12 protein-coding genes are annotated in these 13,543 nt (G+C 67.0%); 5 read left to right on the forward strand and 7 right to left on the reverse strand.

The features are described 5' to 3' along the window. Positions 1-61 precede the first annotated feature (61 nt). The 3 genes from IGS74_RS07855 to IGS74_RS07865 all read right to left on the reverse strand — a co-directional run bounded on the left by IGS74_RS07855 (position 62) and on the right by IGS74_RS07865 (position 3,678). A complete protein-coding gene (locus IGS74_RS07855) occupies positions 62-1,366 on the reverse strand; it encodes an MFS transporter (RefSeq protein ID WP_039189002.1) in 1,305 nt (434 codons plus the stop codon). A gap of 79 nt (positions 1,367-1,445) precedes the next feature. Next, entirely contained in the window at positions 1,446-2,333 is an 888-nt protein-coding gene (gene argB, locus IGS74_RS07860; RefSeq protein WP_192391560.1) for an acetylglutamate kinase, read from the reverse strand. A 76-nt stretch (positions 2,334-2,409) separates the two neighbouring features. Continuing rightward, positions 2,410-3,678: a glycerate kinase gene (locus tag IGS74_RS07865; protein ID WP_192390565.1), complete on the reverse strand. Its 1,269-nt coding sequence runs from the start codon at positions 3,676-3,678 to the stop codon at positions 2,410-2,412. Between the two features lie 170 nt (positions 3,679-3,848). Here IGS74_RS07865 and ltnD point away from each other — a divergent pair, with 170 nt between their 5' ends. The 5 genes from ltnD to otnC are packed head-to-tail and all read left to right on the forward strand — an operon-like array spanning position 3,849 to position 8,223. Continuing rightward, positions 3,849-4,757, forward strand: coding sequence for an L-threonate dehydrogenase (ltnD, locus tag IGS74_RS07870; protein WP_192390573.1), 909 nt, complete (start codon positions 3,849-3,851; stop codon positions 4,755-4,757). Continuing rightward, positions 4,757-6,040, forward strand: coding sequence for a 3-oxo-tetronate kinase (otnK, locus tag IGS74_RS07875; RefSeq protein WP_192390576.1), 1,284 nt, complete (start codon positions 4,757-4,759; stop codon positions 6,038-6,040). The genes ltnD and otnK overlap by 1 nt, the downstream gene beginning before the upstream one ends. A 2-nt stretch (positions 6,041-6,042) precedes the next feature. Beyond that, positions 6,043-6,822 (forward strand): 2-oxo-tetronate isomerase, encoded by a 780-nt coding sequence (gene otnI, locus IGS74_RS07880; RefSeq protein WP_192390578.1) that lies wholly within the window; start codon positions 6,043-6,045, stop codon positions 6,820-6,822. 1 nt (position 6,823) lies between these two features. Next, a complete protein-coding gene (locus tag IGS74_RS07885) occupies positions 6,824-7,606 on the forward strand; it encodes a DeoR/GlpR family DNA-binding transcription regulator (protein ID WP_192390579.1) in 783 nt (260 codons plus the stop codon). Next, entirely contained in the window at positions 7,603-8,223 is a 621-nt protein-coding gene (gene otnC, locus IGS74_RS07890; protein ID WP_192390581.1) for a 3-oxo-tetronate 4-phosphate decarboxylase, read from the forward strand. Before IGS74_RS07885 ends, otnC begins: the two co-directional genes overlap by 4 nt. A 45-nt stretch (positions 8,224-8,268) precedes the next feature. On the opposite strand, the gene IGS74_RS07895 is transcribed toward otnC, so the two are convergent. The 4 genes from IGS74_RS07895 to IGS74_RS07910 form a co-directional block, all read right to left on the reverse strand. Then, positions 8,269-9,063 (reverse strand): ABC transporter ATP-binding protein, encoded by a 795-nt coding sequence (locus IGS74_RS07895; protein ID WP_039189022.1) that lies wholly within the window; start codon positions 9,061-9,063, stop codon positions 8,269-8,271. Continuing rightward, complete coding sequence (locus tag IGS74_RS07900; RefSeq protein WP_039189025.1) at positions 9,060-9,941, reverse strand: ABC transporter permease; 882 nt, start codon at positions 9,939-9,941, stop codon at positions 9,060-9,062. The genes IGS74_RS07895 and IGS74_RS07900 overlap by 4 nt, the downstream gene beginning before the upstream one ends. Further along, the gene (locus IGS74_RS07905; RefSeq protein ID WP_192390583.1) at positions 9,938-10,906 is read right to left on the reverse strand and encodes an ABC transporter substrate-binding protein; all 969 of its coding nucleotides are present in this window, start codon (positions 10,904-10,906) and stop codon (positions 9,938-9,940) included. The genes IGS74_RS07900 and IGS74_RS07905 overlap by 4 nt, the downstream gene beginning before the upstream one ends. 102 nt (positions 10,907-11,008) lie before the next feature. Next, positions 11,009-13,327: a mechanosensitive ion channel domain-containing protein gene (locus tag IGS74_RS07910; RefSeq protein ID WP_192390591.1), complete on the reverse strand. Its 2,319-nt coding sequence runs from the start codon at positions 13,325-13,327 to the stop codon at positions 11,009-11,011. Positions 13,328-13,543: the final 216 nt, after the last annotated feature.

Genomic DNA, 13,543 nt, shown 5'->3' on the forward strand with positions numbered 1-13,543 from the left:
CGCCTCGCGCCTTCAGGGAATGAAGCCGCACCCTAAGGCAAGGGTGCGGCGGTCCTTGGTCTCAGCCGGATGCGATCATGGCCTTTGGCTTGGCCGGGATCGCGAACAGCGCCAGCGCCGTCAGAAGCCCGGCGATGGACAGGTAGTAGCCTACCGACGCAATGCCGTAGGACGTCGCCAGGGTCGTTGCGATATAGGGTGCGAGCGACGCGCCGACGATGCCGCCGAGATTGAACGTCATCGACGAGCCGGTGTAACGCACCGCCGTCGGGAACAATTCGGCAAGCGCCGTGCCCAGCGGACCGTAGGTCATGCCCATCAGCGCGAAGCCGATCACCGAGAAGGCAATGACGCCCGCCAGTGACCCGCCGCCGAACAGCACCGGCATGAAGAAGCCGAAGGCGCAGATGGCCAGGGCCGTGCCCAGCAGCACGTTGCGCCGCCCGAAACGGTCGGCAAGCACGGCGGAGACCGGGATGAGCAGGCCGAAGAAAACGACGCCCAGCATCTGGATGGGCAGGAATTCCCCGCGCGTATAGCCAAGGCCGATCTGCGATGTGCCCCACGACAGCGAAAACACCGTCATGATGTAGAACAGGGTGAAGGTGGCGAGCGCGGCGATGGTGCCGAGCACCAGCTCCGTCTTGTAGCTCTGGAAGATCGACACCAGCGGAACAGACACGCGCTCCTGCTTGTCGAGCGTCCTCTGGAAGGCCGGCGTCTCGTGGATCTTCAGGCGCACCCACAGGCCGATGAACACCAGAAGCGCGCTGGCCAGGAAGGGCACGCGCCAGCCCCATGAAAAGAATTGCTCTTCCGTCAGGAAATCGCTGAGCAACAGGAAGCTGCCCGTGGCGCAGATGAAGCCGATGGGGGCGCCGAGCTGTGGAAACATGCCGTACCAGGCTTCCTTGCCCTTGGGCGCGTTCTCCGTCGCCAGCAATACGGCACCGCCCCATTCTCCGCCGAGGCCGAGGCCCTGGCCGAGGCGGCAGAGCGCCAGCAACAGCGGCGCCACCACGCCGACCTGCGCATAGGTCGGCAGGGCGCCGATGATGACGGTGGACAGGCCCATGGTCATGAGCGCCGCCACCAGGGTCGCCTTGCGCCCGATGCGGTCGCCGTAATGGCCGAAGATCGCCGCGCCGACGGGACGCGCGAAGAATGCGATGGCGAAGGTGGCAAGCGATTGCAGCGTGGCCGACGTCGGGTCTGCGGACGGGAAGAAGAGATGCGGAAATACGATGACCGCAGCCGTCGCGTAGATGTAGAAATCGAAGAATTCGATGGTTGTGCCGATAAGGCTGGCGAACAGGACCCGGCCCCTGGAGTTGACCGGCTTCGCGTCTGGGATTGCGGCTTGCACGACTTGCGCCTTCGATGATGCTGAATTTTGTGCACCGCAGTAACGCAAGTTACGCCGGGCCGCAACCCAGAGGGGGCGATCAGCCCGGCACGATGAGCGTGCCGGCGCCGTGTTCGGTCAGAAGCTCCAGCAGCACGGCATGGAGCACCTTTCCATTCAGGATGACGACGCCTTCGACGCCCCTGTCGATGGCCTCGATGCAGGTTTCCACCTTCGGGATCATGCCGCCGCTGATGGTGCCGTCGGCGATCAGCTCACGCGCCTGCGAGACGGACAACTCCTTGATGAGGGTCTTGTCCTTGTCGAGCACACCCGGCACGTCGGTCAGGAACAACAGGCGCGAGGCGCGCACGGCCCCGGCGATGGCGCCGGCGAATGTATCGGCATTGATGTTGTAGGTATGGCCGTCGCGGCCGGGCGCGACCGGCGCGATGACCGGGATCATCTCCGACCGGGCAAGGAGGTCCAGCAGCGTGCGATCCACCTCGACGGGCTCGCCGACGAAACCGAGGTCCAGAACGCGTTCGATGTTGGAATCGGGGTCGCGCATGGTCTTGCGCGCCTTTTCGGCGAAGACCATGTTGCCGTCCTTGCCGCACAGGCCGATGGCCCATTCGCCCTCGGCGTTGATGAGGGCGACGATTTCCTTGTTGATGGAGCCGGCCAGAACCATCTCGACGATCTCGACGGTGCGCTGGTCGGTGACGCGCAAGCCGCCCTCGAACCGGCTTTCGATGCCCATCTTGTCGAGCATCCGGCCGATCTGCGGCCCGCCGCCATGCACGACGATGGGGTTGATGCCGGACTGCTTCAACAGGGCGATGTCACGCGCGAAGGCGCGGCCGAGATCGACATTGCCCATGGCATGGCCACCATATTTCACCACGACCGTCTTGTTCTCGTAGGCCTGCATGAAGGGCAGGGCTTCTGCCAGCAGGCTGGCTTGCTTCTCGCGGTCGTCGGTCATCTGGCTCACGCGCTGTCTCCTCGAAGTCGCGCGGGGTTGTAGAGCGTTTCAATGACGGTTTGAAGCGCCAATTCCTTCATCCGTCGATGAGGATCGCGCGCAGGTCGTTCACGTTGGTCAGCGTCGGGCCTGTGACGACGAGGTCGCCGATGGCTGCAAACAGGCTGTAGCTGTCATGGCCGGCGAGGGTGGATGCGGGGTCGAAGCCGGCAGCCGCCGCGCGCGCCAGCGTGTCCGGCGTGATCACGGCTCCCGCCGCGTCCTCGGTGCCGTCGATGCCGTCGGTATCGCCCGAAACCGCGAAGATGCCGGACTCGCCCTTCAGCGCCAGCGCCAGGGCAAGGAGGCATTCCGTATTGCGGCCACCCCGTCCGGGCGCCGCCGACCCGATCGTGACCGTCGTCTCGCCCCCCGAAAGAAGAACCGCCGGCGCTTTCACCGGGTGGCCGTGGCGGCGTGCGGACAAGGCGATGCCTGCCAGGACGCGCCCAAGCTCGCGGGACTCGCCTTCCAGCGCGTCGCCCAGGATCAGGGGCTGCAAGCCAAGCGCGCGGGCCTTGTCGGCCGCCGCCTCCAGCGCCATGGCCGGCGTTGCGATCAGCCGGAAATCCGGCGCGCCTTCGGGCGCGGCGGGCCTGTCCGCCTTCAGCAGGCGGACGACGCGCTCGGGCAGCTTGTCTTCGAGCCGCGACACCAGGGCCGCCAGTGCGGCGTCATCGCCCACATCCGGTACGGTCGGGCCGGAGGCGATGGCGCGCGGGTCGTCGCCCGGCACGTCGGAAATGGCCAGCGTCACCAGGCGCGCCGGATGGGCGGCAGCCGCAAGCCGCCCGCCCTTGACCGCCGAAAGCCGCCGCCGAACCATGTTCATTTCATTGATGCCGGCGCCGCTATCCAGAAGCAGCCGGTTGACGGCCTTCTTGTCTTCCAGCGTCAGCCCCTCGGCGGGCACCGTCATCAGCGCCGAGCCGCCACCGGAGATGAGAGCCAGCACGAGGTCGTCCGCGGTCAGGCCGGAAACCGCCGCCAGGATCCTGCGTCCGGCCGCTTCGCTGGCCTCGTCGGGCACCGGATGGGCCGCCTCGAGAACCTCGATTCTCTCGGTCGGCACGGCATGGCCGTACCGTGTGACGACGACGCCGGTCAGCGGCACGTCGGGCCAGGCAATCTCCACCGCGCGGGCCATCGTGGCGGCCGATTTGCCGGCGCCCACGACGACGACGCGGCCGTTTTCGGGCGGCTTCGGCAGATGCGAGGCCAGGACCGTCAACGGGTCGGCGCTGGCAACGCCCGCCATGAAGATTTCCCGCAACGCCGTCAGCGCCCGCTCAGCTTGCATGGACATCGCCTGAACCCCTCCCGGTCGAATCGATCTTGCCGCATAGTCATAACCGTGGATATCCAGCGGCGCACTTTCACAAATATTCACACGATTATGGGGCAATTTGTTAATCGGCTCTGGACGGATCGGGATCGGGCGGCTTAACTGTCGACGATGGGGGAGGATTATCGATCATGAGCGAACACAAGCCGGCCGTCTGCGTGATCGGCCTGGGCTCCATGGGCATGGGCGCCGCGCGCTCGTGTATCGCGGCGGGCCTGCCGACATACGGCGTCGATATCAGCGAGGCAGCCTGCGCGGCCCTGCGCGAGGCCGGCGCGGCGGATGCCGGGCCCGACGGGCGTGTCTTCGCCAGCCGGCTGGACGCCGTGCTGGTGCTGGTCGTGAATGCCGCGCAGGTGGAGGCGGTTCTCTTCGGCGAAACGGGGCTGGCGCCGGCGCTCAGGCCCGGGACGGCGGTCATGGTATCGGCCACCATAGCGCCGCAGGATGCCCGCCGCTTCGACGCGATGCTGGCCGAGCGCGGGCTCGTCATGCTGGATGCGCCGGTATCGGGCGGCGCGGCCAAGGCCGCAATCGGGGCCATGACGGTCATGGCGGCGGGCTCTGCCGAAGCATTCGCGGCCTTGCGCCCGGTCTTGTCCGCCGTCGCCGAGAAGGTCTACGAGATCGGCCCGGAGATCGGGCAGGGGGCGACCGTCAAGGTCGTGCATCAACTGCTGGCCGGCGTGCACATCGCCGCCGGGGCTGAAGCCATGGCCCTGGCCGCCCGCGCGGGCATACCGCTTGACCTGATGTACGATGTCGTCACCCACGCCGCCGGCAATAGCTGGATGTTCGAGGACAGGATGAAAGCCGTGGTGTCGGGCGATTACACACCGACATCGGCCGTCGACATCTTCGTCAAGGATATGGGCATCGTCACGGAAACGGGACGCGCGCTGAAGTTTCCGCTGCCGCTCGCCTCCACGGCGTTCGCGATGTACCAGAACGCCAGCAATGCCGGTTACGGGGCCGAGGCGGACAGCGCCGTCATCAAGACCTTCGCAGGCATAGACCTGCCAGGAAAGGCGGGCTCCTGATGCGCCTCGGAATCATTGCGGACGATTTCACCGGCGCAACGGACATCGCCGGTTTCCTCGTCGCCAACGGCCTCGGAACGATCCAGCTCAACGGCGTGCCGGATGCGGCCCGGACGGTGACGGCCGATGCCGTCGTCATCAGCCTCAAGTCACGGTCCGCGCCGGTCGCGCAGGCGGTGGCGGAAAGCCTTGCGGCCCTTGAGTGGCTGATGGCGCGCGACTGCGAACAGGTCTTCTTCAAGTACTGCTCGACATTCGACTCGACCCCGCAGGGCAATATCGGCCCGGTCACGGATGCGCTGATGGCGGCCATGGGCGAGACGTTAACCGTGATCTGCCCGGCGCTTCCGGTCAACGGACGCACGATCTATCAGGGCTATCTCTTCGTCGGCGACGTGCCGATGGACGAATCGGGCATGCGGCACCACCCGGTGAACCCGATGACGGACGCCAACCTGATGCGGCTGATGCAGGCGCAGTCGGAGGGCAAGGCCGGCAACGTGCCCTACGCCGTCGTGGAGCGGGGGGCCGACGCCGTGCGCGCGGCGCTGGAAGAGTTGAAGGCCGCGGGGGTGCGCTACGCGGTGCTGGACGCCTTGAACGCCGACCATCTGAAGACGCTGGGGGCGGCCGTCTCGGGCATGCGCCTGGTGACGGGCGGAGCGGGCCTTGCCGACGGCATCTGCATGGCCGACACGGCCGGTTTCGGGGATCCGGCAGATGCGGAGGCAGCCGGCCGACCCGGCACGGGGCGTACGATCCTCCTGTCCGGCTCGTGCTCGCAGATGACGAACCGGCAGGTGGCGGCCTATGCCGCCTTGGCGCCGGTCGTCCGCGTGTCCGTGGACGAGGCCATCGCCGACAGCGACGGCTATGCAGGCCGGCTTCTGGACGCGGTGAAGGCGGTGGAGGGCGGCGCCTATGCGCCTCTCGTCAGTGCCACGGTCGGGCCGGAGGCGCTGGCCGATATTCAGTCGCGGCTGGGCGCTCAGGCAGCCAGCGCGGCCGTGGAGCATCTGTTCCATGCACTTGCGCGCCGTCTGGAAGCCGAGGGCTTCCAGACGTTCATCGTGGCCGGCGGCGAGACGTCGGGCACCGTTACCCAGGCGCTGGAGATCGGCGGCTTCCACATCGGGCCGCGGATCGCACCGGGCGTGCCCTTCGTGCGCGCTGTCGACAAGCCGATATCGCTGGCGCTGAAAAGCGGCAATTTCGGTCAGGAGCGCTTCTTCTTCGAGGCGCAGGACCTTGCGCGCGCCGCGCCATCGCGGAAGGGAGTGTGACCATGCCGCGTCTGGCAGCCAATCTGACGATGATGTTTACCGAGGTGCCCTTCCTCGACAGGTTCGAGGCGGCGGCGGACAACGGCTTCAAAGCCGTCGAATTCCTGTTTCCCTACGAGCACCGGCCGGAGGAGATCGCCGAGCGCATCCAGCGCCTGCGGCTGGAGGTCGCCCTGTTCAACATGCCACCGGGCGACTGGGCCGCCGGAGAACGTGGGATGGCAGCCATCCCGGGCCGCGAGGCCGAATTTGCCCGCAATGCCGGCATTGCGCTGGCCTATGCCCGCGCCCTCGGCGTGAAGCGCGTCCATGCCATGTCCGGCATCACCCGGGGCCTCGATGCGGATGAATGCCGCAACACCTTCATCGCCAATATGCGGACGGCCTGCGACATGTTCGCCCCGGACGGCATCACCATTCTGGTCGAGGCGCTGAACACGCGGGACGTGCCCGGCTATTTCGTCGCCCGCCAGGAAGAGGCGGCCAATCTCTGCGCGGCCGTGGAGCGCCCCAACATCGCGGTGCAGTTCGACCTTTATCACGCCCAGATCATGGATGGAGACCTGACCCGGCTGGCCGAGCGGCTCAACGGGCGCTTCGCCCATGTGCAGATCGCTTCGGTGCCGGAGCGGCACGAGCCCGACACGGGCGAGGTGGATTACGGGCACATGCTGGGCGTTCTGGACCGTCTCGGATATGAGGGTTTCGTCGGCTGCGAATACAATCCGCGCAATGGAACCGTCGCCGGCCTCGGCTGGACGCGGCCCTGGCTCGGGGGTTGAGATGGCCCTTATTCCGGCAGAGCGGCAAAGCCGGATCGTGGACCTCGTCAGCCAGCGGCCGGCGGTGGGCATCGCCGAACTGACGCGGCTTCTGAAAGTGTCCCACATGACGGTGCGGCGGGACATCCGCAGCCTGGAAGAGGCGGGGCGCGTCATCGCGATTGCCGGAGGCGTGCGCCTGGCCGACCCGACCGTCTCGCGTGAGGCGCCGCACGCGGCGAAAGCGGCGCTGAACCGTGCGGCAAAGGCGGCGATCGGCGCGGCGGCGGCGTACCTTGTCCCGCAAGGAGCGGCCATCTATCTTGATGCGGGCACGACCATCCTTGCTCTGGCGGCGCAGCTTGCGCGGCGGGACGACCTGACCATCGTCACCAACGATTTCGCCGTCATGGAGCTTCTGTCGAGCCAGGGCGGCTCGGTGCTGCACCATACGGGCGGGCTGGTCGATCGCGAGAACCGTTCGGCCATCGGCGACAATGCGGCGCGCGCCATACGGGCCTTCCAGTTCGACATGGCCTTCATCTCGACCTCATCCTTCTCGAAGGCCGGCCTTTCGGTGACGGATCCGGGAAAGGGCGTGGTGAAGGAAGCGGCGGTGGCCAGCGCGGCATCGTCCATTCTTCTGGCCGACAGCTCGAAGTTCGGCCGCCGCGCGCCTTACGCTTCGCTGCCGATGCAGGCATTCGACATTCTGGTGACCGACGCCGGCCTTGCGCCGGAATGCGTGGCGGCGATCGAGGACCTTGGGCTCAACGTCATACGTGGCGGGGGAGAAACGGCATGAACGAGGCGAAGGCGCGCGACTGCCTGTGCCGCATGGGCGAGCGCCTCTATCATCGTGGCCTGGTCCACGGCACGGCGGGCAATCTCAGCGTGCGCATCGACGATGGCTGGCTCATGACGCCCACCAATACCAGCCTTGGCGATCTCGACCCGGAGCGCCTGTCGAAGCTGGATGCGCAGGGCCGCCTCGTCTGTGGCGACAAGCCTTCCAAGGAGGCGTTCCTGCACACCTCCGTCTACGCGGTGCGGAGCGAGGCGGAGGCCATCATCCACACCCATTCCACCCATTCGGTGGCGGTATCCTGCCTGGACCATCCCGAGGGTTGCCCGGTGCTGCCGCCGCTGACCGCCTACTATGTCATGCGGGTGGGGGAGCTTGCGCTTGTGCCCTACTATCGGCCGGGCGACACCAGCCTGGCGGAGGCGGTGCGCGAAGCGGCCGTGAAGCACGCCTGCGTGCTTCTGGCCAATCATGGCCCCGTCATTGCCGGAAAGGGTTTGAACGAAGCCCTCTACGCACTCGAAGAGCTGGAGGAGACGGCCAAGCTGCATCTTCTGCTGCAGGGCCTGAAGACCAAACCCCTGACCGAGGACGAGGTTCGGGAACTGATGGGCTGAGCAGCGGTCTTGCGCGATGGACGAGCCCGCCGGATTCCCCGGACATCAACTCGTCAGAAGCTTGTCGTCGTCCAGCTCGCCGCCGCGTACCTTGCGGAACATCTCGATCAGGTCTTCCACCGTCAGGTCATGACGGCTGTCCCCGGCGACGTCCAGCACAACGCGGCCGCCATGCAGCATCACCGTACGCGTGCCGAAATCCAGCGCCTGCCGCATCGAGTGGGTGACCATGAGTGTCGTCAGCCTGTGCTCGGTCACCAGCCGCTGGGTGAGCTCCATCACGAATTCGGCCATGCCGGGGTCCAGCGCGGCGGTATGCTCGTCCAGAAGCAGGACCTCGCTGCCTGAAAGCGTCGCCATCACCAGCGACAGGGCCTGGCGCTGCCCACCGGACAGAAGATCCATGCGATCTCCCATCCGGTCTTCCAGGCCGAGGCGCAGGGCCGAGACCCGCTCGCGGAACATGTCGCGACGGCGGGACGACAGAGCGGAGCCGAGACCGCGCCGCTTGCCGCGCGCAGCGGCCAGCGCGAGGTTTTCCTCGATCGTCAATGCGCCGCAACTGCCGGTCAGCGGGTCCTGGAACACGCGGGCAACCAGCCGGGCACGGTCGGCGGTATCGCGGCGGGTTACGTCCTTTCCGCCGATGGTGACGCGCCCCTCGGTGGGCAGCACGTCGCCGGCCAGAACGCCGAGCATGGTGGACTTGCCCGCACCGTTGGAGCCGATGACCGTGACGAAGGCCCCGTTGTCGATGGTGAGGTCGAGGCCGGCGAGCGCCTTCTTTTCCAGCGGTGTACCCCGCCCGAAGGTGACGCCGATCTGGCTGAGTTCGATCATGTGGATGCTCCTCCGCGGCGCAGGCGCGGCAGGATGAGGGCGATGGCCACGAGGGCGGCGGTCACGAGGTTCAAATCCGATGCCTTGAGCCCGAGCGCGTCGGTGGACAGCGCCGTCTGGATGGCGATGCGATACAGGATGGAACCGGCCACGCAGCCGATCAGCGCGATGGCCAGAAGGCGGGAGCGGAACAGGGTTTCGCCGACGATCACGGCGGCAAGGCCCACGACGATGGTTCCGACGCCCGAGGTGACGTCGGCAAAGCCGTTGGTCTGCGCGAACAGCGAGCCGCCCAATGCGACGAGCGCGTTGGAGATGGCCATGCCCAGATAGATGAGCCGGTTTGTCTTGACGCCCTGCGCCCGCGCCATGCGTGGGTTGGCGCCGGTGGCGCGCATGGCAAGGCCGATATCGCTTTCGAGGAAGCGCCAGAGCGCGATCAGTACGACGACCACGAGCACGAAGATGAACAGCGGACGCACGTAGAAGTCGGGAAGGCCGAGCCCGTAGAAGGGCGTCAGCATCGTATCCTGGTTGATCAGCGCGATGTTGGGGCGGCCCATGACGCGCAGGTTGATGGAGAACAGCGCGATCATCGTCAGGATCGACGCCAGGAGGTTCAGGATACGGAACTGCACGTTCAACGCCGCGGTCACCAGGCCGGCGACGGCTCCGGCCAACATGGCGACGCCCGTCGCGGCCCAGGGATTCCACCCGGCGAGGATCAGCACGGCCGCGACGGCTGCGCCGAGCGGAAACGAGCCGTCGACCGTCAGGTCGGGGAAGTCGAGTATGCGAAAGGCGAGGTAAACGCCCATTGCCACGAAGGCGAAGACAAGGCCGAGTTCGACTGCCCCGAGGAAAGCGAATTGGCTCATTCGACGACCTGGTTGGCGCGCTCGAGGACGGCCGCCGGAAGGGTCACGCCCATCTTCTCGGCAGCGGCCTTGTTGACGACGAGGTTGGAGCCGGACGCCACCGCGACGGGAATATCGCCGGCCGCCTCGCCGTTCAGGATGCGCACGACCACGGCGCCGGTTTCCTTGCCGACCTCGTGATAGTTGAAGCCCAGGGCGGCAAGAGCGCCGCGGCTGACCGAATCGGTATCGGCGGTCACCAGCGGCACATCGCTTTCCTCGGCGACGCCGACGGCCGATTCCAGGGCGGAGACGATGGTGTTGTCGGTCGGCACGTACATCACGTCGGCCCGGCCGACGAGGGCGCGCGCCGCGTTCTGGACTTCGGACGACCGGGAGGCCGTGGATTCCACAACGGAAAGCCCGGCCGCCTCCGCCGCCGTCTTCAATGCCGCGAGCGAGGAGACCGAATTGGTTTCGCCCGGGTTGTAGAGAAAGCCGATCGTCTTCGCCTGCGGCAGGATTTCCTGGATCAGCGCGACATGCTCGGCCACCGGCGACATGTCGGAGATGCCGGTGACGTTGCCGCCCGGTGCTTCCATCGACTGGACGAGCTGCGCGCCGACAGGGTCGGTGACGGCGGTGAAGACCACCGGAATGTCACGCGTGGCCGACACGACGGCCTGCGCCGAAGGCGTCGAGACGGCGACGATGACGTCCGGCCCCTCGCCGATGAACTGGCGGGCGATCTGCGCCGCCGTTCCGGGATTGCCCTGGGCGGACTCGTAGCTGAATGTCAGGTTTTCGCCATCCTTGAAGCCGGCCTCCTCGAGCGCTTCCTTGACGCCGTCGCGCACGGCATCGAGCGCGGGGTGCTCCACGATGGCAGTCACCGCCACGCTGGCGTCGGCGGCGAAGGCCGCCGTCGCGAGAGCCGATGCGGACAGGGAGAGGGCGGTGACGAAAGCGAGGGCCGTCTTGCGCATGTCGGGAATCCGTCAATTGAGCTTCATCTTCGACGGCAGAAGACAGCCGCGCGCCCTAAAGTCAACGGCCAAAGCGCGGCCGTCCCGCCATTGGCCTATCCGTCACGCACGCGTGGATTCCGCCGGTTCCAGCTCCAGTACCTCTGTCGGCGATTCCGATTCGCGCGTCAGGACCGTCGTGGTGATGGTGCTGGGCGCGTAGGATACCCCGGCCTCGTCCATCCGCTTCTTGAGCCTGCGGTTGAACTCGCGGCCGACGCCCCACTGCATCAGCGGCTTGGTGCGGATCGCGCCCTTGATGATGATGCCGTCCGGCGCGAACTGGTCGACGCCCCACAGCTCGAACGGGATGATGATGTTGCGTTGGAACTGAGGATCCACCGCGATCTCCGCGCCCACCTCGCGCATGATGGCGATGACCTGGTCGAGGTCGGAATGATAGGCGACCTTGAATTCGACGATGTAGACGCCGTACCCGCGCGACGAGTTCTTGATCGCCTTCACGCTGGAGAAGGGGATCGAGTGCAGCGCGCCCTGTCCGTCGCGCAGGCGCAGCGTGCGGATGGTCAGCTGTTCCACCGTGCCGGCGCGGTCGCCCGTATCCACCCAGTCACCGATGGCGATCGTATCCTCGAACAGGATGAACATGCCGGTGATGACGTCCTGCACCAATTGCTGCGAGCCGAAACCGACGGCGAGGCCGATGACGCCGGCACCGGCAAGCAGCGGGGCCACGTTGACGCCGATATTGGCCAGCACCGCGATGACCGTGATGATCGAAAGCGCGATGAACAGGAAGTTGCGCACCAGCGGCAGCAGGGTCTTGGTGCGGCTCGACTGGTGCTTGGCGCGCCCCTTCTTGTCGGTCGGCGCAAGCGCGCCGGCGATCCATCCGTCGAGCGTGATCCAGAGGAACCAGCTGAACAGAAGCGCAAAGGCGATGGACAGGATGGGCCGGGTGATCGTCCATCCCGCGTCCGTCAGCAACCAGCCCTTGAGATCGAGATGCCAGACATCCAGGCAGGCGAAGGCCACGGCCGCCAGGATGACGACCTGGATGATGATGCGCAGAAGCTCGATGTATCGGCTCACGATGACGTCGCGTGAGCCGGACCGTCCGGAGCGGCTTGCGGCGATTCGGGCCAGCGCGTTGTCGAGCCAGGTGGCCAGCAGGAGGCCGCCCGCCACGATCAGAAGCGCGATGGAGGCGTCCATCAGGAAGCTGCCGCCGCCACCCGCCAGCCGCGCCACCACGTTGATGACGATGAAGACGATCGCGAGCAGGTGCCAGAACCGGCCGAAGGCGTTGATCGCGCCGTCCATGATGTTCGTGGCGCGGCTGTCGTCATGGGCGACGCGCCCCTTGAGGATCAGTCGTTGCACGGTGATGCGATGGCGAATGACGAAGACGAGGGCGGTGACCGCCAGGAGGATATCGACGACGAGGCGGGCGACATCCGTCGCGTCCCAGCCGGCGACGATGCGGAGCGGCGGGTCGGCCAGAAGGGTGGAGATGCTGCCCAGCGCCGCCACGGCGGCCAGCCATTTGAGGATCCGCCGCTGGCTGTAGCTGACGAGGTGCCATCCGCGCGACAGGCCGAGCAGCATCAGGAGGCAATAGCCGATCTGCCAGACGGCGACGGCGACGAAGACGGGGATCGTCAGGCCGGCCAGGATCTGGCGCTGACGGGCCGGCATGTCGATGAAGTTGGAATAGAGTACGAGCACGCAGAAGCCGGCGACGAGCGGCAGAAGGCCGAGAAAGAGGCGCTTGCCGGCCATGATCAGCAGTTGCCGCCGCTGCGTTGGCCGGTGATCCATCCGCCGGCCGCGCCGCAGCGGCGGCAGATAGAAGAGCGCCAGGATGGTGGTGGCGACGAGCCCCCAGCCGATCAGGGCCCGTGTGAAGAACGCGATGAGGCTGCCGTCGCCATAACCGGCAAGCAGACGGTCGCGGACCTGGGTGCCGGCATTGGTCAGCTTTTCGTCGAGCGGCCCGCCAAGGGCGGAGGTCGGCAGGTTCTGCCCGATTTCGGCGAGACTGCCGGTCACGGCCGACAGGAGCCCGTCTTCCGACAGGATCGGCGCCGTCGCCGGGTCCTGGGGGGCTTCCGTCTCGGCCGCCGGCGCCGCTGCCGGCTCGGCGGGCGCACCCGCCGCCGGCGTCGTCGCGTCGGCCGCCGGCTGCGCGGGTTCGCCGCCGGCCATCGTGGCGCGCAGGGCCGTCAGGTTCTGCAGCAGCGCATCGCGGCTGGATGGATCGTTCAGGAGGCCGATGACACGGTCCAGCGCCTGCAGGTCGGACTGTGTCGTCGCTGCGGGCTGCCCACTCGCCGCCGCCGGGGGCGCCTCTGTCTGGGCGAGGGCCGGGGCGGCCGTGGCGATGGTGATGGCTGCCAGGAACTTTAAGAAAAACTTCACGATCTGGACCGGTCTCGTCGCTGAAGGTCGGGCATGGTGGGGGGCGTTGAAGCCACGAAAATACGGAGATTGGAAGGCAATGCGCCATACCGGGGCCGCGTGCAAGCCTTTGCGCGCGGCATGTTCGGCATACCGGCGCGGTGCGGATGTCACCGTCCTGTCTTCGTTTTGCCTTTTCTTGTCGTCAGAAGACCGACGCCGCATCCATAGCGGCGA

Origin of the sequence: Aureimonas sp. OT7 (genome assembly GCF_014844055.1) — a bacterium.
Lineage (GTDB): Bacteria > Pseudomonadota > Alphaproteobacteria > Rhizobiales > Rhizobiaceae > Aureimonas > Aureimonas altamirensis_A.

Bases quoted from the DNA above. Each gene is read 5' to 3' on its own strand.
- IGS74_RS07900 (WP_039189025.1), bottom strand. From the start codon at position 9,941: ATGAGCCAATTCGCTTTCCTCGGGGCAGTCGAACTCGGCCTTGTCTTC.
- IGS74_RS07865 (WP_192390565.1), bottom strand. From the start codon at position 3,678: ATGTCCATGCAAGCTGAGCGGGCGCTGACGGCGTTGCGGGAAATCTTC.
- IGS74_RS07885 (WP_192390579.1), top strand. From the start codon at position 6,824: ATGGCCCTTATTCCGGCAGAGCGGCAAAGCCGGATCGTGGACCTCGTC.
- otnK (WP_192390576.1), top strand. From the start codon at position 4,757: ATGCGCCTCGGAATCATTGCGGACGATTTCACCGGCGCAACGGACATC.
- ltnD (WP_192390573.1), top strand. From the start codon at position 3,849: ATGAGCGAACACAAGCCGGCCGTCTGCGTGATCGGCCTGGGCTCCATG.
- IGS74_RS07905 (WP_192390583.1), bottom strand. From the start codon at position 10,906: ATGCGCAAGACGGCCCTCGCTTTCGTCACCGCCCTCTCCCTGTCCGCA.
- otnC (WP_192390581.1), top strand. From the start codon at position 7,603: ATGAACGAGGCGAAGGCGCGCGACTGCCTGTGCCGCATGGGCGAGCGC.
- IGS74_RS07895 (WP_039189022.1), bottom strand. From the start codon at position 9,063: ATGATCGAACTCAGCCAGATCGGCGTCACCTTCGGGCGGGGTACACCG.
- otnI (WP_192390578.1), top strand. From the start codon at position 6,043: ATGCCGCGTCTGGCAGCCAATCTGACGATGATGTTTACCGAGGTGCCC.
- argB (WP_192391560.1), bottom strand. From the start codon at position 2,333: ATGACCGACGACCGCGAGAAGCAAGCCAGCCTGCTGGCAGAAGCCCTG.